We start from the raw sequence: 22,182 nt of genomic DNA, 5'->3' as shown, positions 1-22,182 counted from the left end.
AAAACCACCATGATGCAAGTTGCGTTCAGATTGCCGACATAAGGCAATTTGCATGATGACGTTTTTAGAGAGGGAAGAATAATGCTCGACACCAACATGAAAACCCAGCTCAAGGCTTACCTTGAGAAACTGACCAAACCTGTTGAGCTGATTGCGACGCTTGATGACAGCGCAAAATCGGCGGAAATCAAGGAACTGCTGACAGAAATCGCCGAGCTTTCTCCGAAAGTGACGTTTAAGGAAGACAACACGCTGGCGGCACGTAAACCGTCCTTCCTGATAACCAACCCAGGTTCTGAACACGGGCCACGCTTTGCCGGTTCTCCGCTGGGGCACGAATTTACTTCACTGGTGCTGGCGCTGCTGTGGACCGGTGGGCATCCATCGAAAGAAACGCAGGATCTGCTGGCGCAAATTCGCGATATCGACGGTGATTTCGCGTTTGAGACCTACTATTCGCTTTCCTGCCATAATTGCCCGGATGTGGTTCAGGCTCTGAACCTGATGGCGGTGCTGAATCCACGTATTAGCCATACTGCTATTGACGGTGGGACCTTCCAGAGCGAAATCACCGATCGTAACGTGATGGGCGTTCCGGCTGTTTTTGTTAACGGCAAAGAGTTTGGTCAGGGGCGTATGACGCTGACCGAAATCGTGGCGAAAATAGACACCGGTGCTGAAAAGCGTGCGGCTGAAGCGCTGAACCAGCGTGCGGCATACGACGTGTTAATCGTTGGTTCCGGCCCTGCCGGAGCCGCCGCCTCGGTCTACTCTGCGCGTAAAGGTATTCGTACTGGCCTGATGGGCGAGCGTTTTGGTGGCCAGGTGCTGGATACCGTTGATATCGAAAACTACATTTCGGTGCCAAAAACCGAAGGTCAGAAACTGGCGGGTGCCCTCAAAGCCCACGTCAGCGACTATGACGTGGACGTTATCGATAGTCAGAGCGCCAGTAAGCTTACCCCGGCAAGCGTCGAGGGTGGCCTGCATCAGATTGAAACTGCATCGGGTGCGGTGCTAAAAGCGCGCAGTATCATCATTGCCACCGGTGCGAAATGGCGCAATATGAACGTTCCTGGTGAGGATCAGTATCGCACTAAGGGCGTAACCTACTGCCCACACTGCGATGGCCCGCTGTTTAAAGGCAAACGCGTTGCGGTGATCGGCGGCGGTAACTCCGGTGTGGAAGCTGCTATCGATCTGGCCGGGATTGTTGAACACGTCACGCTTCTGGAGTTCGCGCCGGAAATGAAGGCAGACCAGGTGCTGCAGGATAAAGTCCGTAGCCTGAAGAACGTAGATATCATCCTCAATGCACAGACCACCGAAGTAAAAGGTGACGGTAGTAAAGTGACCGGACTTGAGTATCGCGACCGCGTCAGCGGCGACGTTCATCAGGTGCCACTGGCCGGGATCTTTGTCCAGATTGGCCTGCTGCCGAACACGAACTGGCTGGAAGGTGCTATTGAGCGTAACCGCATGGGTGAAATTATTATCGATGCGAAATGCGAAACCAGCGTGAAGGGCGTCTTCGCAGCCGGTGACTGCACCACGGTACCGTACAAGCAAATTATCATTGCAACGGGCGAGGGTGCCAAAGCGTCACTGAGCGCATTTGATTACCTGATCCGCACTAAGACCGCATAATAAAAGCAAGTAAGGCAACACCTGCAAGATGAAGAGGCTACCGCGAGGTAGCCTCTTTTTTTGTTAGCGAACGACCAGCACCGGGATATGGGCGTGGCGAATCACGTTAGATGCGCTGGAGCCAAGAAGGTGAGTGGTGATGGACGGATTGCGTGAGCCAATGACAATCACATCAGCGTGCAGCTCTTCTGCCAGCTCGTTGACCACATCGCGGATGTTCCCTGGGCGCACGTGGATCTTGATTCTGGAAGGGTCAATGCGGAAATGCCCGACCATGGTTTTGAGCCGGGATTCGGCTTCCTGATGCAAATGCTCTTCAAAGCGACGTAGGTCAGCCGCAAAGCGGCTCATTGTCATACTGGCCGCGCCGGGCAGGACATGCAGCAGGTGAATGACGCCATTCTCTTGCGCCATAAACTCAGCGTGCTTCACTGCTTTGTCGCTCAACTCCATTTCAAAGACATCAACCGGCATAATGATCGTTTTGTACATATGCGTAGCTCCTTGTCATCGTCGTTATGTGTAGTCAAACATACTCTGCCTGATGATTGTGTCATTCAGGTCGCAAATTTGTCCAGACGAAGGGCGTGGAGTGTGACGTTGGGCGAAAGGCTGATACAGAAAGAGGATGTATAACATCCTCTGAAAACGAACGGGTTAGCGGTGAAACTCGCCTGCGGCTTCCGGTTGATACAGAAGCTCCAGCACTTCCAGGTGAGTGGTGGCACCGCCCGGCAACTGCCAGTTAATAGTGCTGCCTACGCGCAGCCCCAGCAGCGCTGCACCAACCGGTGCCATTACCGAGAGCTGTGTGGCGCTATCCGTCATGTTCGACGGGAACACCAGCGTACGGGTACGTTCTTCTCCGCTGGATAAATCACGAAAACGCACTTTGCTGTTCATGCTTACCACATCAGCAGGCATCTCTTCCGGCGCACACATCTGGGCGCGGTCCAGTTCGTCATTGAGCGCTGCCGCCACCGGGAGGCTGGCGAACGCAGGTTGCTCAAGCAGGCGATCGATACGTTCAGCATCGAACTCATTAATAATGATGGTGGGTCTGGTCATTATCGACTCCATGTTTTTCCAGGTACCTTGTGTCCAAAAGAAAACCCTCACCGTCAACGGCAAGGGTTAATCTTTCCCCATCATACTGAGAGTTGACGGTGGTTTGAAGTGATAAAGCACACAATAACTCATGCTCATCCGGGGAGAAGGATGAATTTTTTGCTAATTCCGTCACCTTTTGTCGCTGTGGTTTATCCTTTTCTGGCGGTGTCACATTCCGTGGTGCCATTCCGTTATGGGAGAACCTATGAGCGATTTCGATAAACTCACTCTGAAAGATGGCAGCTATCTGTACTTTAAGGACTGGGGAAACGGGCAGCCGGTAGTGTTCAGCCATGGCTGGCCGCTGTCGGCGGATGCCTTTGAGGATCAGATGTTTTTCCTGGCATCGCAGGGGTATCGGGTGATTGCCCATGACAGACGAGGGCACGGGCGTTCGGCGCAGCCCTGGGACGGGCACAATATGGACCAGTATGCCGACGATCTGGCGCAGTTGACGCAGCACCTTAATCTCAAGGACGCGGTGCATGTGGGCCATTCCACCGGTGGTGGTGAAGTGGCGCGTTATATCGGTCGTCATGGCACGCAGCGCGTGGCAAAAGCGGTGCTGATTGGCGCGGTCACGCCCATCATGATCAAAACCGATTTCAACCCCAATGGGGTGCCAAAAGCAGTTTTTGATGGGATTCGCTCCGGCGTGATAGCCGATCGGGGGGCATTCTTCCACGAGCTGACGCTGGCGTTCTATGGCTATAATCGTCCGGGCGTTAAGCCTTCCGAAGCCGTACGCAACGCTTTTGTGGCGCAGGGGTTACAGGGGTCGATCAAAGCGATGTACGACTGCATTAACGCTTTTTCACAAACAGACCTGCGTGAAGATCTGAAAAAGATGACGATCCCAACGCTGGTTATTCACGGCGATGACGACCAGATCGTGCCTGTTGAAACCTGCGGTAAGGCGGCGGCGAAGATCCTGCCGAACGCTGAGCTGAAGATTTACCCAGGCGGTTCACACGGGATCTGCACTACCCACAAGCAGCAGATTAATGAAGATCTGTTAGCCTTCATCAAACGTTGATGTTGAGCCTGCCGTGAAGCGAGTTTTACCGGTGGCGAAGGGCCACCGGTAAGGCGATTAATAGCCTGCTTTGTCGATCACAAACTGTTTGCCGCAGTTACCCGGATGGGGTTGTGGCAGGAATGACGTCGCATCCAGCGGGGCATTGATGGCGGCAGACTTAATAGAAATCTGCATTTCTGTGAGGTAAGCCGGGTTGCCGTCGCAGGTGAGCTTCACGGCTTTCACGTTATCCTGGCCCCAGGCTTTGGCGACGGCGGCATCAAAATCACTCCGGCTGACGGTTTTGCCGTAGTTCTGTGTGATGAAGCGGCCAATTGGGCCATTTTTCACTTCACCGTTCAGTCGCACCATGGTGCCAAAATAGGCATCCGGGTCGAAACCGAAGCAAACGCCATGTTTGGCGTATTCATAACGCTCGAGGCACGAACCCCCGCCGGCCCCGGGCATGACGCCATTAAGCTTGTTAGCCATTTCAAGCGACAGACCGGTTTCAGCAGCAGCGCATTTCCGGCTGGCACGGGCTTCCGGCATGTTGGGGATAGGGCGGGTCGCACAGCCGTAGCGCATCCAGCGGCGATCGTCGACGCCCCTGGCAGCGATAGATTTTGGCAGACCCGGCCACAGGCCATGAACGGTCAGACTGTTGATTTCGTCACCGTTTTCATGCTGGAGACGGCATTCAGCAGGTTCATTGCGGTTGCGGTCATGCTGGCTTTGGCAAAAGCCGTTTTGCCAGCTGAGGGCGAGAACGTAACGGTCAAAATCACCGTAGCGGGTGGCGGTAAGTGGGTCGGCATAAGCGCTGGCAGAACAAAACGCGGCAGCAGCAACGCAGCAGGCAACAACATCCTTCCTGAACATTTGTATTCCCAATGATAAGTATTGATTAATCACTGAAAATTATTAAAGCATAAAAAAGGCGCCATAAGGCGCCTTTTCGTGTCCAGAAACCATTATAACGCTGCGGTTGCTGGTACCAGGATCTCGGTTGCCACAATAACTACAATCAGACCCACCAGCACCGGTACCGAGGTGCGTTTAACCACTTCAAATGGCGAGATCTTCGCCATCCCGGCAACCGCCACAACCACACCCGAAACCGGGGAGATCGTGCGGCCAAGGTTGGAGGCCTGCAGCATCGGAATAGAGAGATACGCCGGGTTGATGCCGGAAGAGTGGGCAAGTTTAGGGATCATCTCAACAAAGGCATAAAATGGCGCATTACCTGAACCGGTCGTCATTGCCGCCAGCATGGTGAGCACGACCAGTACCAGCATCAGAATGATGCTTGCAGAGCCGAATGAGGTGGCGATAGAAATCAGGCTGTCGATGAAGCCAATGGTGCTGAGCCCCTGTGCAAAAACACCGGCCGCCACCAGCAGCATGACCACGTTGGCGAAGGCGTCGGCCATTCCGCGGTAGGCCACTTCCAGCCCGGAATAGACGTTCTGGGTGTTGAAACCACGGCAGAATTCCAGCACGGCGGCAATCAGCATGCACAGCACCAGAATGGTAATAATATGCAGTTCCGGCCCCCATTTTCCGTCAAAAATAAGCACACCAATAATCGGGGTAAATGGCAGGAGGGCGTAGAAGGACGGGGCCGTGGTGGTTATTTCGCTGACATCGAGCATTTCATGAGAAATATTCTCTTTTTTATCCAGATACCGCTGCCAGAAGAAATGCGCGACCGCCATGCAAACAATTGCCGCGATGGAGATAGGCAGGGTGGTTTTAAAGGCAAAGTCGATAAGCGGCATTTCAGCAGCTTTGGCAGCCAGCACCACATCGCCTGACGTTGGTGAGAGAATGAGAGCCGCAGGAGAAGCACAGATGGCCGCCGCTGCGCCACGGCTGATCCCGACGTTTACCATCACCGGGAACAGCGTCGCCATCAGTAATACGCCAAGACCGGTGGCTGAGGAGACGGCCAGGGACATCAGGCAGGCGACGAAGTAGGCAGCAATCATCAGGAGATAAGGAGAGTTGATGTAGCGTAGCGGTTTGGAGGCCAGTTTCACCACCATGTCGTTAGCACCGATATGCGTCATGTAGGCGGCAAACCCGCACAGCATCATGATCATCATACCGAGGTCGCCGCCGCGGCTCATCAGCAGAATTTTAATATATTCAACAATATCGGTCGCAGAGTACCCGGTGCTGGTGGCGCTGCCTGGCAGGATTTTGTGCCCCATGACGGCGCTGGCAATCAGCAGCGCGATACCGCCGACAAACAGCACCCCGGTCGCGGAGTAACCTTTGATGATATATCGGGCAACGCCCACAATCACCACCACCCCGATGAGGAGTTCTAACATCATTAACATCATTATCACCTGTTGCCCAAAGAATGTACTGTAAGTGCTACAATTTGAAAAAGAAGGTAAAGCAATCTGCCGAATTTGTGGGCAGAACTTGCTGATTAAAATCAATAAACGCCGTCTTCAGCACGACGTTTTCTCAGTTTGATCACTCTTATCACACTTTTGACGAGGGGATCCTGGTGCTTCACTGAGGAGAGAGGGCGTTAAAATTAACACGACGGCGGGTGAATAATTTTTTGGAATCAGTGTGTTATCGCCAGGGTCAGCAAATTCAGATTAAATCTTATTTCGTTAAGACAGTATTAATATAAAATTCGCTAAGATGATCGGCTTTGTAAATGGAAGCGGTATTAACAACGTGGTGAGTTTGAAACGATTTTTTTTATTTCTTGTGGTCATTTCCGGCCAACTGGTGTGCTCTTCTTTTGCGCAAGCTTCGCTAACTGCAACGGTTAAAGATGGATATAACACGTTGACGGATAATATTGCGCAAACGTGGAATTCGCCAGAGCATTACGATCTGTATGTTCCAGCTATTACCTGGCATGCACGGTTCGCCTACGATGAAGAAAAGATTGAGAAGTATAACGAGCGTCCCTGGGGGGCGGGCTTCGGCGCGTCTCGTTGGGATGAGAAGGGAAACTGGCACGGCTTGTATCTGATGGCCTTTAAGGACTCTTTTAACAAATGGGAACCGATTGGCGGCTACGGTTGGGAGAGCACCTGGCGACCGTTGACCGATCAGAACTTTCACGTTGGTCTCGGCTATACGGTAGGCGTGACGGCGCGTGACAACTGGAACTACATCCCTATTCCTGTCGTGCTGCCGCTGGCATCGGTTGGCTATGGCCCGGCGACGTTCCAGATGACTTACATTCCTGGTACCTATAATAACGGTAACGTTTTCTTTGCATGGCTGCGCTTCCAGTTTTAAACGTTTGCATAATGATATTTGTAAAAGTCATAAGTCATAACTTACCTTGTAAAACAATGACTAAAGTAAGTGGTTGTTGAAATATAGAGACTTTTATCACTTTTTAGCAAAGTTGCACTGGACAAAAGCCACCACAATTGATGTACTGGTACTCGACACAGCATTTGTGTCCATTTTCATGTAAAGGTAATATTGATGTCTAAGATTAAAGGTAACGTTAAGTGGTTTAATGAGTCCAAAGGATTCGGTTTCATTACTCCTGAAGATGGTAGCAAAGACGTGTTCGTACACTTCTCTGCAATCCAGACCAACGGTTTCAAAACTCTGGCTGAAGGTCAGCGTGTAGAGTTCGAAATCACTAACGGTGCCAAAGGCCCTTCTGCTGCTAACGTAACTGCTCTGTAAGAGTAAACGACAGCTGAATTTCAAAACCCGCCTTCTGGCGGGTTTTTTTTATCGTGCACCTGCCGCTGAGAACAACCAGAATGCCAGCGCGGTCATCGCGAAAGAGCCGAGCAGATTCACCGCTACGTTCAGTAATGCCCAGCCAAAACGCCCTTCCTGCAGTAAGAACACCACTTCCGCCGAGAACGTTGAGAATGTTGTCAGGCCGCCGCAAAAACCGGTGGTGATGAGCAGCTTCCAGACCGGGTCTATTCCGGTCAGGCGGTTAAACCAGGCAAGCCCCGCGCCAATGATAAAGGCACCGAGCAGGTTAGCGGTTAGTGTGCCGATAGGGATAGCGTGATGCAGTGGGTTAAAACGCATGCCGAGGATCCAGCGCAGTACGCTCCCGGTCCCACCGCCAATAAAAACAGCCAAAAGCATTTGTAACACCGTCATTTCCTGCTAGAAAAAGAGAATGGGAAGAGTGTAGCGTTTTCACTTGCCTTCTGACTATGGCATTGCAAAGAGAGTAGCGGAACATGAAAGTTGCAGCTGGACAATTTATCGTTACCCATGAGTGGGAGCGTAATGCCGGGCAGTGCGTCAGGCTCATGCGCGAGGCGGCACAGCAGGGGGCTGCGTTGCTGGTACTGCCTGAGGCGCTTCTGGCCCGGGCGGATAACGATCCCGATTTGTCGGTTAAGTCGGCGCAGGCGCTGGATGGGGGATTTATTAGCCGCCTGCAGGAGGAGAGCCGCAGCAACACGATGACCACCGTGCTGACGATCCATGTGCCGTCATCAGCGGGCAGGGCGACAAATTCGCTGATAGTCCTGCGCAACGGTGAGGTTATCGCCCGTTACGATAAGCTGCATCTGTATGACGCGTTCAATATTCAGGAATCGCGACGCGTGGATGCCGGAACCCATCTGCCTGCACTTATTGAAGTTGAAGGCATGCGGATTGGGCTAATGACCTGCTATGACCTGCGATTCCCGGAACTGGCGCTGTCGCTTGCTTTGCAGGGGGCTGAACTGCTGGTATTGCCCGCCGCCTGGGTGCGAGGGCCATTGAAGGAGCAGCACTGGGCCACGCTGCTTGCCGCAAGGGCGCTCGATACGACCTGTTATATGGTAGCGTCAGGGGAGTGTGGTTCACGTAACATAGGACAAAGCCGGATTGTGGATCCCCTCGGGGTCACCGTTGCGGGGGCGGGTGCCACACCGCAGCTCATTTTTGCTGAGGTGACGGGGGAAGCGGTGCGGCAAATTCGTGAGCAACTTCCGGTTCTGCTCAATCGCCGGTTTGCGCCACCGCAATTGTTGTGATGTTATTTTAAACTACGCTTGATTCACCTTGTTACAGATTGCTATTGTGTGCCGGCGTCAAATGACCGTTAATACGTTATGGGTTCATGGCGTGTTTTTGTAGCCTGTTTTAATGAAGAAGGTATCTATGGGTGAGATTAGTATTACCAAACTGCTGGTTGTGGCAGCGCTGATTGTCTTAGTGTTTGGTACTAAAAAGCTGCGTACTCTAGGCGGAGACCTGGGTAGCGCCATCAAAGGCTTCAAAAAAGCCATGAATGATGATGATTCTGCTGCGAAGAAAAGCGCTGAGGAAGATGCACCAGCGGAGAAAATTACTCATAAAGAGCCGTAATGCTAATTGAGTGATTTGCAGCAAAGAAAAAACCGGCTGAGATGCCGGTTTTTTTATGATGTTTGTAAGTTAATGTAACGCTGTTACTTCACTTCTTCGCCTTTCGCCTGCATATCTGCGTGGTAAGACGAACGTACAAATGGGCCGCAGGCGGCGTGGGTGAAGCCCATCGCCATGGCTTCGGCTTTCATTGCATCGAACTCATCCGGGCTTACATAGCGCTGTACCGGCAGGTGGTGACGGCTTGGCTGCAGGTACTGTCCCAGCGTCAGCATGGTCACACCGTGACGACGCAGATCGCGCATCACTTCGATGATCTCTTCGTTGGTTTCACCGAGACCAACCATCAGACCGGATTTGGTCGGAATGTTCGGGTGCGCTTCTTTAAAGCGCTCCAGCAGTTTCAGCGACCAGGCGTAATCCGCGCCAGGACGAACCTGACGATACAGGCGCGGTACGTTTTCCAGGTTGTGGTTGAACACATCCGGCGGCGTGGCGGTCAGGATCTCCAGTGCACGATCCATACGACCACGGAAATCAGGCACCAGCGTTTCAATTTTGATGTTCGGGCTCTTCTCACGAATCGCGGTGATGCAGTCAGCGAAATGCTGAGCGCCGCCGTCGCGTAAGTCATCGCGGTCAACGGACGTGACCACAACATAGCGCAGCGCCATGTCGGCAATAGTCTGAGCCAGCTTCAGCGGTTCGTTGGCATCAGGCGTAACCGGGCGGCCGTGTGCCACGTCGCAGAACGGGCAGCGGCGGGTACAGATTGCGCCCAGAATCATGAAGGTCGCCGTACCGTGGTTGAAGCACTCTGCGAGGTTAGGGCAGGAAGCCTCTTCACACACGGAATGCAGACCATTTTTACGCATTGCTGCTTTGATTCCCTGGATACGGGAAGAGTCTGCCGGAAGTTTGATTTTCATCCATTCCGGTTTACGAAGCAGAGCTTCTCGCTCTGTGACCACGTTTTTAACCGGGATAAGGGCCATTTTATCGGCATCGCGGTACTTAACACCGCGTTCCATCACAATGGGTTTACTCATAGCGTGCGTGTTCCAGTTGCGAGAAACAGAAGGAAAGCGTTGCAATTCAAGGGAATGTTGTATTTATCAACTATTTTTGAATTCATGACAGGCAGTATACCATTGAAACGGGTGACAAAGCAGCCCGCTCACCCGCAAATTGTAAAATAGTTGTTGTTGTTTAATGCGCTTTAACCTGCATCCCGCAGCAGTATGCCTGCGGGTAGTGTGCTAAAAGGTCTGGCGAATAACGGTGATCAGATTCTGCAGTATCGGGTCGCGCAGACTGAGTTTGTTATAGTGCAGTGAAAACTCGATCTGTTCTTCCTGCAGAGGCGGGTAGTGGATCTTCTTCAATGGCCAGCATTTTTCAAAGAGCGTGAAGAAGCGACCCGGCATGAGTCCCAATAAGTCGCTGGTACCCACGAGCGCGGCAACGGTAAACAGATTGTAGCTACTGAAGCTGACCTGGCGATCCGGGAACATATCCTGCATTCTTCTTCGCAGGTCTACCTGCGTTTGCCCTTCCAGCATCAGCAGCGTGAATTCGTAGTCGTTAAGCGTCTCCGGCGTGGCTTTGCGCGCAAGGATAGGATGGTTTTCACGGCATGCCAGCACCAGGCTGTCGCTGTAAAGCGCATGGTGGCTAATGGTGCGTGCGCTGTGGATACAGCTGTCGATGATTAAATCGGTCTGGAACTGTCCGAGCTGGTTCGGCGCATCGGTGACAGCAACGTTCCTGATAAGCAACTGTGGAAAATGCTGTTTGACGGTTTGGTAGATCTCAGGCATGACCACAGCACCCACAGAAGGGGGCGTGCCGATGGTAATGGTACGCTGCTTGTCATAGCTTCCGGTGAGGTCAAGTGCGCCAAGAATCGACTCCAGCCCCTGGCTGATGTACTCATGCAGATGGGTAGCATACGCCGTTGGCGTTACCCCCTGACCTTTGCGAATAAATAGCGGGTCGGGAAATATGGTGCGTAATTTCTGAATTGACTGACTAATAGCCGAAGGGGTGAGATTCAGAATTTTCGCAGCGTTAACGATACCTTTGTGTACATATACTGCTTCAAAAATAGTCAGCAAGTTCAGGTCAATATTACGCAACGTGCGAAAGATTTGCGGCGTGTCACTCTCACGTCGCTGCGTTATTCTGTTTTCCGGAAGATCGTTATATTCCACACTGTTGCTCCGTATTCATTCACAATATGAATGATAGTTGAAAATCTATTATTTGTTATTATCTATTTGGCGATGGTGTGTTGCAGAGGTAGACATTTTTTGCTTTTTTGTCAATGGATTGAGTGAGTGTAAATATACGTCTATCCCGGCCTGACTGCTTCGATTGTAAAGATTTCTTAGCCCACGCTTTTTAAACGGCAGACGGGCGGAGAAAAAATATAGAAAGTCTCGAGGGAAGTAAAGGGGTTACAGGCTAAAGGAAGGCGGACCCGACAAAATATCGGGTCGTTATGTATGATATATTAAGCAGTAATATATTCGTGCGGTGGATTGTTTAGCAGAGCTAAAAAATTAGAAACCAGTACCGGGGCGATATTTTCCACGCTGGCATCAGGCTTCCATTGTAACATTTGTACCATCTGCATCCCGGCATAGCCGCAGGGATTGATGCGTAAGAAGGGCGTAAGGTCCATAGCAATGTTCAACGCCAGACCGTGGAAAGAGCATCCTTTACGTATGCGCAGCCCCAGCGAACAGATTTTATCATCACCGACGTAAACGCCCGGTGCGTCAGCACGTGGATGTGCTGCAATCTGATACTCAGCCAGCGTATTGACTACCGTCTGCTCCAGAAGTGTAACCAGCTCGCGTACGCCCAGTTTCCGTCGCTTCAAATTCAGCAGCACGTACATCACCTGCTGTCCTGGCCCATGATAGGTTACCTGACCGCCGCGGTCGCTCTGAATCACCGGGATATCGCCCGCAGCAAGAACATGCTCGGCTTTGCCCGCCTGGCCCTGAGTAAACACCGGAAGGTGCTCTACCAGCCAGATTTCGTCCAGCGTAGATTCATCGCGATTATCAGTGAAGTCGTGCATCGCCTGAGAAACGGGTTCGTAGGGTTGCAGCCCGAGTTGGCGGATGAGGATTTTAGCGTGGTCCACAGCAGTATCTCGCAGAGGAGGAAAAACAGTGGCCGGGAGTATATCACAGGGAAGGGGGAAGTTACCCGGCAGGGCCGGGTAACAACGGTATTACAGCACCATACGTACGATTTCGATGTTGCCTAACTCTTCGTACAGTGTCTCAACCTGCTCAATATGCGTGGCCGTAATGGTGATGGAGACAGAGTGGTAATTGCCTTTGCTGCTTGGCTTTATCTGCGGAGAGTAATCACCTGGCGCATGGCGCTGTACCACTTCCACCACCTGATCAACCAGCTCAGGCTTCGCCAGACCCATTACCTTGTAGGTAAACGGTGTAGGGAATTCAAGCAGTTCGTTAAGTTTGGTTTTCATGTCAGCTCCGATGGTATAAAGAATTACTCCCGCGTCAGGCGCGGGAGTAATGTTTCTGATAGGTATTATATGGGGATGGAAATCACACTTTCAAGTGTGCAATTTTTAACCAAACCAGTGATGGAACATTAATTTAATGTAATCAATGATTTTGCCGAAGAAGTTCCCTTCCGGGATCTCCTGCAGTACCACCAGTGGGCGCTGGTCGATGGTTTTACCATCCAGCTGGAAGTTAATCGTACCCACAACCTGGTTTTTCTGCAGCGGTGCATGCAGCTCGGTGTTGTTTAACACGTAGCTGGCCTTCAGATCTTTCATACGGCCGCGCGGGATAGTCAGGTAAACGTCTTTATCCACGCCAAGAGAGGCACGATCGCTGTCACCAAACCAGGCCGGTTCAGAGGCGAACTCTTTACCTGCTTTCAGCGGGCTTACGGTTTCAAAGAAACGGAAGCCCCAGGTCAGCAGTTTTTTGCTCTCGGTCTCGCGGCCTTTGTAAGTGCGACCACCCATCACGGCGGAAATCAGGCGCATCTGACCTTCGGTAGCGGAAGCCACCAGGTTGTAACCCGCTTTATCGGTGTGACCGGTTTTGATGCCGTCAACGTTCAGGCTGTTGTCCCACAGCAGGCCGTTACGGTTGAGCTGACGAATACCGTTGAAGGTAAATTCCTTCTCACGATAGATGTTGTACTCGTTCGGAACATCGCGGATCAGAGACTGACCGATGGTGGCCATATCACGGGCTGAACTGTACTGACCATCGGCATCCAGGCCATGAACGGTCTGGAAATGGGTGTTTTTCAGGCCGAGGGCGCTCACGTAGCTATTCATCAGCCCGACGAAGGCGTCCTGGCTGCCGGCAACATAGTCGGCCATCGCCACACAGGCGTCGTTACCAGACTGCAGGTTGATCCCGCGAATAAGCTGGGAAACCGGTACCTGCATGCCAGGTTTCAGGAACATCAGGGAAGAGCCTTTGAACACCGGGTTACCCGTTGCCCAGGCATCGTTACCCACGGTGACCAGATCGGTTTCTTTAAATTTGCCGGCTTTCATTGCCTGGCCGATAACGTAGCTGGTCATCATTTTGGTCAGGCTGGCCGGGTCGCGGCGCTCGTCGGCGTTCTGTTCAGCCAGGACTTTACCTGAGTTGTAATCGATCAGGATATAGGATTCAGCATCAATCTGCGGGACGCCTGGGATCATGGTTTTGATATTCAGGTCATCAGCGTGGGCAGCGGAAGAGAGCGCTGCAACGGAGAGTGCCGTAATGATGAAACGAGCAAAAAAAGTGGTCTTCATGGTATGGAAAACGACATCCGTGATGGAGTTAAAAAAGTGCCTTACTATAACAAATGCCCTATGGGCAGGCATCCGACATTGCGCACGAGATTGTTAATGACTTTTACATGCGCGAAGACGGTGGATGCCTGTTCGGGCCTGAGTTTAGTTGGCTCGAGTAATAAATGATTGCAGTTGAGCCTCACTCTGTAAGCGTTGCTGAAGCGCGCTGGCTTCGCTTTTGCTACCGAATGGTCCCATCTGAATACGCCAGACCGCACCGTTTTGCGTGACACGGCCTGGGGCGGAAAACTGTTGGCTCAAACGCTGCTGGTACTGCTGCGCCCGGGTCTGATCACTAACAGCACCAACCTGAACGACATAGCTGCCAGCGGCGGACGTGCTGCTGCTGGTCACCGCTGCGGCGGCGACGGCGGTGGCCGCAACCGGCGCTGCGCTTTGCGCGACCGGAGCACTGACCGGCGGTGTTGCCGGAGCGGCTGGTGGTTCGCTGCCTTCCAGTACGCCATTATTCAGCGGCGTCGGCGCGCCGAGGAAGCCACTGCTGTTGACCGGCGCACCGGTACTATCTTCAGGCGTCAGCGTTGAGTTACTGATCGCACGCACGTCGCCCTGAGGAGACTGAGCCTGCGGTGCACCAGAAGCACTTCCCATTCCGCCGCTGAGGTCCGGGCGGGAGGGCAGGGCATAGGTCTGTTTTGCTACCGTCGTACAGGCCATACCCGGGCCGGAAAGCGAACCGTCCGGTGCAACCACGATTGGGTCGATCCGCACTTTGGTGTTGTTCGACGTGTTCAGGCGATCGGCGGCGGCGCGGGAAAGTGAAATCACACGGTCGTTGCCATATGGCCCGCGATCGTTAATGCGCACCACCAGCATACGCCCGTTAGCCAGGTTAGTGACGCGAACATAGCTTGGAATTGGCAGCGTCGGATGTGCGGCAGTTAATTGCATCGGATCAAACGCTTCACCCGAGGCGGTCAGGTTGCTGCCCGGCTCTGCGTCATAAATCGCGGCGAAGCCGGACTGGGTAAAACGGGACGGATCCTGGACGATTTTGTAGCTTTTACCGTCACGCTGGTAGTCCTGGTTTGCTGTGGCGTTCAGCGGTTCAAAACGCGGGTCAGCGCCGCTAATTTCTACCGTTGGGCCATTACACACGGCAGGTTGTGGTGTGGATACGCTCTGCTGTTGAACATCATCACTGGTGCAACCCGCCAGCAATCCCGCGGCGATGCAGACTCCGAGCCAAATCTTACGCATTGCGTACCCCTTACACACTTTTCGACAACATTTTTCTGTGGGTGTGGATAGACATGACTATACCAAACCCGGCCATGAGTACTATCAGGGCTGAGCCCCCGTAGCTGACGAGCGGTAGCGGAACGCCAACCACCGGCAGAATACCACTTACCATACCAATATTTACGAACACATAAACGAATAAAATCAACATTAAACCACCGGCCATAACGCGGCCAAAGGTGGTCTGGGCCTGAGCCGCGACCCACAGCCCGCGCATAATCAACAGCACATACAGCGCAAGCAAAATAAGAATACCGATGAGTCCCAACTCTTCAGCAAGAACCGCGAAGATAAAGTCGGTATGACGCTCGGGTAAGAATTCGAGCTGCGACTGGGTGCCGTGCAGCCAGCCTTTACCACGTAAGCCGCCGGAACCAATCGCAATTTTAGACTGAATAATATGATAGCCCGCGCCGAGCGGATCGGTTTCCGGATCGAGCAACATCATCACGCGCTGGCGCTGATAATCGTGCATCAGGAAGAACCAGAGTATCGGGATGAAGGCGGCTATCAGTACCACCGCAATACCAATCAGGCGCCAGCTAAGCCCGGAGAGGAACAGCACAAACAGGCCGGACAGGGCGATAAGAATCGAGGTCCCAAGGTCAGGCTGTGCGGCAACCAGCAGCGTAGGCAGGAAAATCAGCACCAGTGCGATAGCGGTGTTTTTGAGCGAGGGCGGACAGACATCGCGGTTAATAAAGCGCGCCACCATCAGCGGTACGGCGATTTTGGCAATTTCCGAAGGCTGGAAACGCACAATACCGAGATCGAGCCAGCGCTGTGCACCTTTAGATATCGCGCCGAAGGCATCTACCGCAACCAGCAGAATAATACAGAAGATGTACAGCCACGGTGCCCACCCTTCGTAAACGCGGGGGGGAATTTGCGCCATCACCACCATGATGACAAGCCCCATGGCTATCTGGCCAATTTTACGCTCCATCATGCCAATGTCCTGACCACTGGCACTCCAGATAACCAGCGCGCTGTACACCAGCAGCGCCAGCAGGATCAGTAACATCGTCGGGTCGATATGAATCTTATCCCAGAACGATTTTTTGTTCGGATTATCCGTCATGATTATTGGTCCTCCCCGGCGGCGGCTGCCGGGTTTTCCGCAGGCAGCGAGGTATTGTTATCGCCAAGCATGATGTGATCGAGGATCTGACGCATGATGGTCCCGACCGCCGGGCCAGCACCACCGTTCTCCAGAATCATCGCCACGGCGACCTGAGGGTTATCGTAAGGGGCGAAAGCCGTCATGAGCTTGTGGTCACGCAGACGTTCAGCAATGCGGTGCGCGTTATAGGTTTCATTCGCCTTCAGGCCAAAGACCTGGGCGGTACCGGATTTCGCCGCAATTTTATAAGGGGCGCTGGCAAAGTACTTATGCGCTGTACCGTTACCTCGGTTCGCTACACCATACATCCCATCTTTGGCAATTTCCCAGAAGCCGGAGTGAATATCACCCACCGGCGCTTCCTGCGGCTGCTGCCACGGCACTTTTTTACCTTCTTCAACGGTGCTCATCAGCAGGTGCGGCACTTTCACCACCCCGTCGTTGATTAGGATCATCAGCGCTTTGCTCATCTGAATTGGTGTTGCGGTCCAGTAGCCCTGGCCGATACCAACCGGAATGGTGTCACCCTGATACCATGGTTTCTTAAAGCGTTTGAGCTTCCATTCGCGGGTGGGCATGTTCCCGGAGCGCTCTTCGGAGAGATCTATACCGGTGTATTTGCCGTAGCCAAATTTGCTCATCCACTGCGAAAGGCGGTCAATCCCCATGTCATATGCCACCTGGTAGAAGAAGGTATCCGCAGATTCCTCCAGCGCCTTAGTGACGTTCAGATGACCGTGTCCCCATTTTTTCCAGTCGCGGTAGCGTTTATCTGACCCCGGTAACTGCCACCAGCCCGGGTCAAACAGGCCGGTATTGCGGGTAATTACGCCAGCGCTTAGCGCGGAAACGGCGACGTACGGTTTCACCGTCGAAGCCGGTGGGTACACGCCCTGGGTTGCACGGTTCACCAGCGGGGTGTTCGGGTCGTTCAGCAGCCCGGAGTAATCTTTGCTGGAAATACCATCGACAAACAGGTTCGGGTCATAGCTTGGCATGGAGACCAATGCCAGCACGCCGCCGGAGCGTGGATCGGTTACCACCACGGCGGCACGGCTGCCCGCGAGCAGCGTTTCAATATACTGCTGCAGCTTCAGATCCAGCGTCAGGTAGATGTCATGTCCGGCCTGTGGCGGGACTTCTTTCAACTGACGGATGACGCGCCCACGGTTATTCACCTCGACCTCTTCATAACCGGTCTGACCGTGCAGCACATCTTCGTAATAGCGTTCGATTCCCAACTTACCGATATCATGCGTCGCGGCATAGTTGGCGAGTTTGCCGTCTTTATCCAGACGTTCAACGTCTTTATCGTTGATTTTGGACACGTAGCCAATGACGTGGGTTAACGCGGAGCCGTAAGGATAATAGCGGCGTTTATAGCCTTTTACCTCTACACCCGGGAAGCGGTACTGATTGACGGCAAAACGCGCTACCTGAACTTCCGTAAGGTTGGTTTTGACCGGAATGGAGGTGAAGCGGTGCGAGCGCGAGCGCTCTTTTTTAAAGCCAGCGATATCGTCGTCAGTAAGATCAACGACACTGCGCAGGGCATCAAGCGTCTGCTGTACGTTATCGACCTTCTCCGGCATCATTTCCAGCTGATAGATGGTGCGGTTGAGCGCCAGTGGTGTCCCGTTGCGGTCATAGATGATGCCGCGACTGGGCGGGATCGGTACCAGCTTGATACGGTTTTCGTTAGAGCGGGTTTGATAATCGGTGAAACGGACAATCTGCAGATTATAAAGGTTGGCAATCAGCACACCGGTAAGCAGCAAGATCCCGGTAAAAGCGACCAGTGCCCGGCGCACAAACAGCGCGGACTCAGCCGTATAGTCGCGAAAAGAATTCTGTAGTTTCATCCGCTGCTTAATCTACCCTGGTCATCATTACTCGCGGTGGTAAGGGTGGTTGGTGGTAATGCTCCACGCCCGGTACAGGCTTTCTGCGACCAGCACCCGAACCAGCGGATGAGGGAGCGTCAGGGTGGAGAGAGACCAACTTTGCTCGGCGGCGGCTTTGCAGGCGGGAGATAACCCTTCCGGGCCCCCGATAAGCAGGCTGACATCGCGGCCATCCTGTTTCCAGCGTTCCAGCTCGCGCGCCAGCTGGGGCGTATCCCAGGGCTTACCCGGGATATCAAGGGTCACAATGCGATTTTTGCCTGCAGCTGCCAGCATCAGCTCACCCTCTTTTTCGAGGATGCGCTTAATATCTGCGTTTTTACCGCGTTTTCCGGCGGGGATCTCCACCAGTTCGAATGGCATATCTTTCGGAAAACGACGCAGATACTCGGTAAAACCCGTCTGAACCCAGTCCGGCATTTTGGTGCCAACGGCGACCAGCTGCAGCTTCACGCATTAACCCCAGAGTTTTTCCAGTTCATACAGGCGACGACTCTCTTCCTGCATGACATGGACAATGACATCGCCTAAATCAACAACGATCCAGTCGGCGACACTTTCGCCTTCGGTGCCAAGCGGGAGCAGGCCAGCTGCGCGGGATTCCTGAACAACGTGGTCCGCGATAGACATGACGTGGCGTGTAGACGTGCCGGTGCAAATAACCATGCAATCGGTGATGCTGGATTTGCCCTTAACGTCGATGGCGAGAATATCCTGACCTTTCAGGTCATCAATTTTGTCGATCACAAAATCCTGGAGTGCTTTACCCTGCAAGAGTTCCCCCTGGTAACTAAAAAAATAACAGCAGTAAACAGCCGAACAGTATACCTGAACTGGCGGCGATGTCGGGACAAATGTCACCAGACGAATTTTAAGGTTGGCTATCATCCCATCCATCGGCAATGAATGCATCGCCATTTTTGTAAAACAATTTCTGTAAATCAGTGTGAGGGGATAGCCCGGCTGCGGAGAATAGCAGCCTGTCCCGGCGTGTCAATGGTCCAGGCGTGGGCGGCAGCAGAAAATAACGTTAACTTGCCGCTTTCTCATAAATTGCACGACTGTTGAGCACCTTAAGCGTGGCGAAATCGTCGTGAATATCGATTCGGCTCCAGGCTCCCTGGGCAATAGGGAAGTGCCACATTGAGGCGGCGGGCATGTTGAGGAGCAGGGCGGTCAACAGGCTTAATACGCCCTGATGGCTGACCACCAGTACGTTCTGATGCGCACGATACTCACTCAGTGAGGTAATAAACTGACTCACCCTCGCGGAGAACTGCTGAAAACCTTCGCCGTTAGTGGGAACAGCGTGCTGCCAGTCAGCACACCAGGCGGCATAGTTGTCACTGTCCTCAACGGTAAGATCGCGGTGATGGCGCATCTCCCAGTCGCCAAAATACATTTCATTTAACAGCGGAGTGAGGCTCAGGGCATAGTCACGACCAGCGAGCGCAAGCTCCGCCGTGTGCCGGGCGCGAGCAAGCTCGCTGCACAGGACGCTATCGAAGGGAATGTTGTGCAAAAGCTGGTTAAGTTGCTGTGCCTGGGCAATGCCGCGTGGTGTTAACGCGGTGGGAGCGTGGCCGCTGTAAACCCCTGCCACGTTAGCGTCGGTTTCTCCATGACGAATCAGCCACAACTTCATTATTGCCTCCTGGCAGAGCATCAACCGTGCTGGTATAGCCCCTGTTGATGAATATAGGTGAGTACCGCCTCCGGCAGCAGCGCCTCGCAGGGTTCACCGCGCTGCAGGCGTTCGCGAATAAGCGTAGCGGAAATATCAAACCACGGGGTTTCGGCAAGGTAAATCTTACCGGCGGGCTGCGTATGCAGGTTTTCCGCATTGAAGGTCAGATGTTGTTCCAGCCAAAGCTGATGCTGTTCTTCTTTCATCGCCAGCGGATAGCCCGGACGGCGACAGACGATAAGGTGGGCATTATCGAGAATGGTTTCATACTGATGCCACGTCGGGAAATTCAGTAGTGAATCCTGACCAATAATAAATGCCAGTGGTGCGTCGGGGCCCTGCTCTTCGCGCCATTCGGCCAGCGTCTGCGCGGTCCAGGAGGGGGCATTGCGTTTGAGTTCACGCTCGTCGAGGACAAACAGCGGTTTATCGGCGATGGCCAGTTCCAGCATGCGTTTTCGCTGCGCGCTACTGGCTTCCGGCTGGGGCCGATGGGGAGGAACGTTGTTGGGCATGATGATAACTTTCGTCAGCCCAATCTGGTTCGCGAGGATCTCAACCGGTTTGAGGTGCCCGTAGTGCACCGGATCGAAGGTACCGCCGTACATCGCCTGTAATGAGGTCATATCAGCCATTAATAAAAACGTCTGCCAGTGCCTTATGACAGAGTAGCAGAGAAAGGCTTTCCAGTTCAGACCACACCGACTGTCCGTAGTCCTGCTTCAGTGTCAGCTCCGTGCGGCTGAGCAGGGTAACGGCCTGGCGTAGTTGTTCGGCGCTCATACGGTTGACCGCGTCGGTCACCAGTGGACGACGGTTCTGCCAGACCCGGTGTTTATCGAGCAATGTGCGCAGTGGGGTCTGGGTAGAATGGCGTTTCAGCGTGACCAGCAGCAACAGTTCTCGCTGCACGGTGCGCAGCAGAATCACCGGCTCACTCCCTTCAAGACGCAGTTGCTGCAGGATATGCAACGCGCGCTTACTCTTGCCGGCCAACAGGGCATCAACCCAGTGGAAGGGGGTAAAGTGGGCGGCATCGTTTACCGCTTGCTCAACGCGCGGCAGAGTCAGTTTGCCGTCCGGCCAGAGTAGTGACAGCCGCTCCAGCGCCTGGGCAAGCGCCAGCAGGTTGCCCTCGTAGCAGTAACACAAAAGCTGGCTTGCGGCGTCGTCAAGCTGAAGGTTCATCTGTTTTGCTCGGGAACCCAGCCAGCGTGGCAGCTGCGTCTGTTCCGGCGTCTGACAGCTCACCTGAACCGCGCGGTTAGCCAGCGAGGTTACCCATGCGGCATTTTCCTGCGCTTTGGTGAATTTGTTACCCCGACAAATCAGCAGCAAATCGTCATGCAGCAGGCTGACAAGGGTGGCCAGTTGCTCGTTAATCGCCGCGTTTGGGCCGTTCTCCGGCAGCAGTAACAGTATGGTTTGCCGACTGGCGAAAAGGCTCATCGCCTGGCACAGAGAAAATAACGCGTTCCAGTCGGTGCTGGTATCAATCGTGACGGTGTGGTGCTCGTCAAAGCCCTGTGTAGCCGCCACCTGACGGACCGCATCCTGGCTTTCCTGAAGAAGTAGAGGATCGTTACCAAGTAATAGATACGCCGCGCGCAGCCCTTCGGAGAGCTGCGCGCGGAGTTGTTCAGGGTAGAGCCGAATCATCAGTTACCCAGGGTGGTAGAGACACGTGAAGCCGGTTTTGCGGGTTCAGTGACCTTAACCGGGGTCTGAGTTTTGCTCTCTTCGGTATCCGCAATGCGAACGCTCGGGAGCTGACGAATCAGCTGCTCAGCGGCTTTATCGTACATTTCCTGAATGATTATCTGCTGCTCAGCATCTTTCGCCAGCGCGGCCTGCGGGTTATCGAAGAATGAACGATAAACCCTGGTGCTGATTGGATAGATGTCGTGACCCGGGATCAGCACGCTTGCTGAAGCAATCATCACCATCTGGTATTCCGCGGTCTGACCGTTCTGGAAGACTGACGCGGTATCCTGGGAGATGATTGCAGTACCAAGACGCAGTGACGGAATGTCTTTACGCGTAGCGCTGCTCTCGACCAGTTTAATGTCGTTCAGGCGCAGCTGGTTGCGTACTGCACGGGTAAACGGACCGTTCGGATCGCTGGAATCCAGGATCATGGTTTTCATGTTTTCCGGGACCTGCGTAGTGCTACGCAGGTGCCAGCCACACCCGGCGGTGACCAGCACCGCCAACGTTACCAATAATGTTGCCAGATATCGCACG

General features: G+C 53.5%; 25 protein-coding genes. 6 read left to right on the top strand and 19 right to left on the bottom strand.

Features of this window, described 5'->3' with window-relative positions; genetic code table 11:
* The first annotated feature begins 81 nt into the window (after positions 1 to 81).
* Positions 82 to 1,647: an alkyl hydroperoxide reductase subunit F gene (ahpF, locus tag C7387_RS10860; protein WP_120816642.1), complete on the top strand. Its 1,566-nt coding sequence runs from the start codon at positions 82 to 84 to the stop codon at positions 1,645 to 1,647.
* Positions 1,648 to 1,710: 63 nt separating this feature from the next.
* Here the strand turns inward: ahpF and uspG are convergent, their stop codons facing one another.
* Entirely contained in the window at positions 1,711 to 2,139 is a 429-nt protein-coding gene (uspG, locus tag C7387_RS10855; RefSeq protein ID WP_006818995.1) for a universal stress protein UspG, read from the bottom strand.
* A 165-nt stretch (positions 2,140 to 2,304) separates the two neighbouring features.
* Positions 2,305 to 2,715 (bottom strand): nucleoside diphosphate kinase regulator, encoded by a 411-nt coding sequence (gene rnk, locus C7387_RS10850; protein ID WP_038254708.1) that lies wholly within the window; start codon positions 2,713 to 2,715, stop codon positions 2,305 to 2,307.
* Positions 2,716 to 2,962: 247 nt separating this feature from the next.
* Here rnk and C7387_RS10845 point away from each other — a divergent pair, with 247 nt between their 5' ends.
* Positions 2,963 to 3,793, top strand: coding sequence for an alpha/beta fold hydrolase (locus C7387_RS10845; protein ID WP_040903400.1), 831 nt, complete (start codon positions 2,963 to 2,965; stop codon positions 3,791 to 3,793).
* A gap of 57 nt (positions 3,794 to 3,850) precedes the next feature.
* On the opposite strand, the gene rna is transcribed toward C7387_RS10845, so the two are convergent.
* Together rna and dcuC are read right to left on the bottom strand one after the other, a co-directional pair.
* Positions 3,851 to 4,657: a ribonuclease I gene (rna, locus tag C7387_RS10840; protein ID WP_038254712.1), complete on the bottom strand. Its 807-nt coding sequence runs from the start codon at positions 4,655 to 4,657 to the stop codon at positions 3,851 to 3,853.
* A gap of 92 nt (positions 4,658 to 4,749) precedes the next feature.
* Positions 4,750 to 6,123, bottom strand: coding sequence for an anaerobic C4-dicarboxylate transporter DcuC (gene dcuC, locus C7387_RS10835; protein WP_038254714.1), 1,374 nt, complete (start codon positions 6,121 to 6,123; stop codon positions 4,750 to 4,752).
* A gap of 355 nt (positions 6,124 to 6,478) precedes the next feature.
* Between dcuC and pagP the strand changes: the two genes are divergently transcribed.
* On the top strand, positions 6,479 to 7,054 hold the full coding sequence (gene pagP, locus C7387_RS10830) for a lipid IV(A) palmitoyltransferase PagP (RefSeq protein WP_038254763.1): 576 nt from the start codon (positions 6,479 to 6,481) through the stop codon (positions 7,052 to 7,054).
* A gap of 195 nt (positions 7,055 to 7,249) precedes the next feature.
* Complete coding sequence (cspE, locus tag C7387_RS10825; protein ID WP_000034826.1) at positions 7,250 to 7,459, top strand: transcription antiterminator/RNA stability regulator CspE; 210 nt, start codon at positions 7,250 to 7,252, stop codon at positions 7,457 to 7,459.
* Between the two features lie 48 nt (positions 7,460 to 7,507).
* Here cspE and crcB read toward each other — a convergent pair whose 3' ends face one another.
* On the bottom strand, positions 7,508 to 7,891 hold the full coding sequence (gene crcB / locus C7387_RS10820; RefSeq protein WP_038254765.1) for a fluoride efflux transporter CrcB: 384 nt from the start codon (positions 7,889 to 7,891) through the stop codon (positions 7,508 to 7,510).
* An 89-nt stretch (positions 7,892 to 7,980) separates the two neighbouring features.
* On the opposite strand from crcB, the gene C7387_RS10815 reads away from it, so the two are divergent.
* Together C7387_RS10815 and tatE are read left to right on the top strand one after the other, a co-directional pair.
* Positions 7,981 to 8,769, top strand: a complete 789-nt coding sequence (locus tag C7387_RS10815) for a deaminated glutathione amidase (protein ID WP_006819003.1) — start codon at positions 7,981 to 7,983, stop codon at positions 8,767 to 8,769.
* A gap of 127 nt (positions 8,770 to 8,896) precedes the next feature.
* A complete protein-coding gene (gene tatE / locus C7387_RS10810; RefSeq protein WP_038254721.1) occupies positions 8,897 to 9,103 on the top strand; it encodes a twin-arginine translocase subunit TatE in 207 nt (68 codons plus the stop codon).
* 83 nt (positions 9,104 to 9,186) lie between these two features.
* On the opposite strand, the gene lipA is transcribed toward tatE, so the two are convergent.
* From lipA to lptE, 14 genes are all read right to left on the bottom strand, one after another.
* Complete coding sequence (lipA, locus tag C7387_RS10805; protein WP_038254723.1) at positions 9,187 to 10,152, bottom strand: lipoyl synthase; 966 nt, start codon at positions 10,150 to 10,152, stop codon at positions 9,187 to 9,189.
* 210 nt (positions 10,153 to 10,362) lie between these two features.
* A complete protein-coding gene (locus C7387_RS10800) occupies positions 10,363 to 11,316 on the bottom strand; it encodes a YbeF family transcriptional regulator (protein WP_006819006.1) in 954 nt (317 codons plus the stop codon).
* Between the two features lie 302 nt (positions 11,317 to 11,618).
* Positions 11,619 to 12,260, bottom strand: a complete 642-nt coding sequence (gene lipB, locus C7387_RS10795) for a lipoyl(octanoyl) transferase LipB (RefSeq protein ID WP_006819007.1) — start codon at positions 12,258 to 12,260, stop codon at positions 11,619 to 11,621.
* Positions 12,261 to 12,350: 90 nt separating this feature from the next.
* Positions 12,351 to 12,614, bottom strand: a complete 264-nt coding sequence (ybeD, locus tag C7387_RS10790; RefSeq protein WP_006819008.1) for a DUF493 family protein YbeD — start codon at positions 12,612 to 12,614, stop codon at positions 12,351 to 12,353.
* A 105-nt stretch (positions 12,615 to 12,719) separates the two neighbouring features.
* Positions 12,720 to 13,919 carry a D-alanyl-D-alanine carboxypeptidase DacA gene (gene dacA / locus C7387_RS10785; RefSeq protein WP_006819009.1) on the bottom strand — a complete coding sequence of 400 codons (1,200 nt, stop codon included), beginning with the start codon at positions 13,917 to 13,919 and terminating at the stop codon, positions 12,720 to 12,722.
* Between the two features lie 144 nt (positions 13,920 to 14,063).
* Positions 14,064 to 15,182, bottom strand: a complete 1,119-nt coding sequence (gene rlpA / locus C7387_RS10780) for an endolytic peptidoglycan transglycosylase RlpA (protein WP_038254728.1) — start codon at positions 15,180 to 15,182, stop codon at positions 14,064 to 14,066.
* Positions 15,183 to 15,192: 10 nt separating this feature from the next.
* Positions 15,193 to 16,305 (bottom strand): peptidoglycan glycosyltransferase MrdB, encoded by a 1,113-nt coding sequence (gene mrdB / locus C7387_RS10775; protein ID WP_006819011.1) that lies wholly within the window; start codon positions 16,303 to 16,305, stop codon positions 15,193 to 15,195.
* Between the two features lie 2 nt (positions 16,306 to 16,307).
* A complete protein-coding gene (gene mrdA / locus C7387_RS10770; RefSeq protein WP_006819012.1) occupies positions 16,308 to 18,209 on the bottom strand; it encodes a peptidoglycan DD-transpeptidase MrdA in 1,902 nt (633 codons plus the stop codon).
* Positions 18,210 to 18,236: 27 nt separating this feature from the next.
* Positions 18,237 to 18,704 (bottom strand): 23S rRNA (pseudouridine(1915)-N(3))-methyltransferase RlmH, encoded by a 468-nt coding sequence (rlmH, locus tag C7387_RS10765; protein ID WP_006819013.1) that lies wholly within the window; start codon positions 18,702 to 18,704, stop codon positions 18,237 to 18,239.
* Between the two features lie 3 nt (positions 18,705 to 18,707).
* Positions 18,708 to 19,025 (bottom strand): ribosome silencing factor, encoded by a 318-nt coding sequence (gene rsfS / locus C7387_RS10760; protein WP_038254731.1) that lies wholly within the window; start codon positions 19,023 to 19,025, stop codon positions 18,708 to 18,710.
* A 256-nt stretch (positions 19,026 to 19,281) separates the two neighbouring features.
* A complete protein-coding gene (locus C7387_RS10755; protein ID WP_038254734.1) occupies positions 19,282 to 19,896 on the bottom strand; it encodes an adenosylcobalamin/alpha-ribazole phosphatase in 615 nt (204 codons plus the stop codon).
* A gap of 20 nt (positions 19,897 to 19,916) precedes the next feature.
* On the bottom strand, positions 19,917 to 20,564 hold the full coding sequence (gene nadD / locus C7387_RS10750; protein ID WP_087943296.1) for a nicotinate-nucleotide adenylyltransferase: 648 nt from the start codon (positions 20,562 to 20,564) through the stop codon (positions 19,917 to 19,919).
* Between the two features lies 1 nt (position 20,565).
* Positions 20,566 to 21,597 (bottom strand): DNA polymerase III subunit delta, encoded by a 1,032-nt coding sequence (gene holA / locus C7387_RS10745; RefSeq protein WP_006819017.1) that lies wholly within the window; start codon positions 21,595 to 21,597, stop codon positions 20,566 to 20,568.
* Positions 21,597 to 22,181 (bottom strand): LPS assembly lipoprotein LptE, encoded by a 585-nt coding sequence (lptE, locus tag C7387_RS10740; RefSeq protein WP_040903405.1) that lies wholly within the window; start codon positions 22,179 to 22,181, stop codon positions 21,597 to 21,599. Before lptE ends, holA begins: the two co-directional genes overlap by 1 nt.
* Between the last annotated feature and the right edge of the window lies 1 nt (position 22,182).

Source organism: Yokenella regensburgei, assembly GCF_003634235.1.
GTDB lineage: Bacteria > Pseudomonadota > Gammaproteobacteria > Enterobacterales > Enterobacteriaceae > Yokenella > Yokenella regensburgei.
Note: the sequence above shows the minus strand (reverse complement) of the source record. Positions and strands in the feature narration are given on the sequence as shown.

What these genes read in the sequence shown, in the direction of transcription:
- ahpF (WP_120816642.1), top strand. Translation starts at nt 82, where the DNA reads ATGCTCGACACCAACATGAAAACCCAGCTCAAGGCTTACCTTGAGAAA.
- uspG (WP_006818995.1), bottom strand. Translation starts at nt 2,139, where the DNA reads ATGTACAAAACGATCATTATGCCGGTTGATGTCTTTGAAATGGAGTTG.
- rnk (WP_038254708.1), bottom strand. Translation starts at nt 2,715, where the DNA reads ATGACCAGACCCACCATCATTATTAATGAGTTCGATGCTGAACGTATC.
- C7387_RS10845 (WP_040903400.1), top strand. Translation starts at nt 2,963, where the DNA reads ATGAGCGATTTCGATAAACTCACTCTGAAAGATGGCAGCTATCTGTAC.
- rna (WP_038254712.1), bottom strand. Translation starts at nt 4,657, where the DNA reads ATGTTCAGGAAGGATGTTGTTGCCTGCTGCGTTGCTGCTGCCGCGTTT.
- dcuC (WP_038254714.1), bottom strand. Translation starts at nt 6,123, where the DNA reads ATGTTAATGATGTTAGAACTCCTCATCGGGGTGGTGGTGATTGTGGGC.
- cspE (WP_000034826.1), top strand. Translation starts at nt 7,250, where the DNA reads ATGTCTAAGATTAAAGGTAACGTTAAGTGGTTTAATGAGTCCAAAGGA.
- C7387_RS10815 (WP_006819003.1), top strand. Translation starts at nt 7,981, where the DNA reads ATGAAAGTTGCAGCTGGACAATTTATCGTTACCCATGAGTGGGAGCGT.
- tatE (WP_038254721.1), top strand. Translation starts at nt 8,897, where the DNA reads ATGGGTGAGATTAGTATTACCAAACTGCTGGTTGTGGCAGCGCTGATT.
- lipA (WP_038254723.1), bottom strand. Translation starts at nt 10,152, where the DNA reads ATGAGTAAACCCATTGTGATGGAACGCGGTGTTAAGTACCGCGATGCC.
- ybeD (WP_006819008.1), bottom strand. Translation starts at nt 12,614, where the DNA reads ATGAAAACCAAACTTAACGAACTGCTTGAATTCCCTACACCGTTTACC.
- dacA (WP_006819009.1), bottom strand. Translation starts at nt 13,919, where the DNA reads ATGAAGACCACTTTTTTTGCTCGTTTCATCATTACGGCACTCTCCGTT.
- rlpA (WP_038254728.1), bottom strand. Translation starts at nt 15,182, where the DNA reads ATGCGTAAGATTTGGCTCGGAGTCTGCATCGCCGCGGGATTGCTGGCG.
- mrdB (WP_006819011.1), bottom strand. Translation starts at nt 16,305, where the DNA reads ATGACGGATAATCCGAACAAAAAATCGTTCTGGGATAAGATTCATATC.
- mrdA (WP_006819012.1), bottom strand. Translation starts at nt 18,209, where the DNA reads ATGAAACTACAGAATTCTTTTCGCGACTATACGGCTGAGTCCGCGCTG.
- C7387_RS10755 (WP_038254734.1), bottom strand. Translation starts at nt 19,896, where the DNA reads ATGAAGTTGTGGCTGATTCGTCATGGAGAAACCGACGCTAACGTGGCA.
- nadD (WP_087943296.1), bottom strand. Translation starts at nt 20,564, where the DNA reads ATGACCTCATTACAGGCGATGTACGGCGGTACCTTCGATCCGGTGCAC.
- holA (WP_006819017.1), bottom strand. Translation starts at nt 21,597, where the DNA reads ATGATTCGGCTCTACCCTGAACAACTCCGCGCGCAGCTCTCCGAAGGG.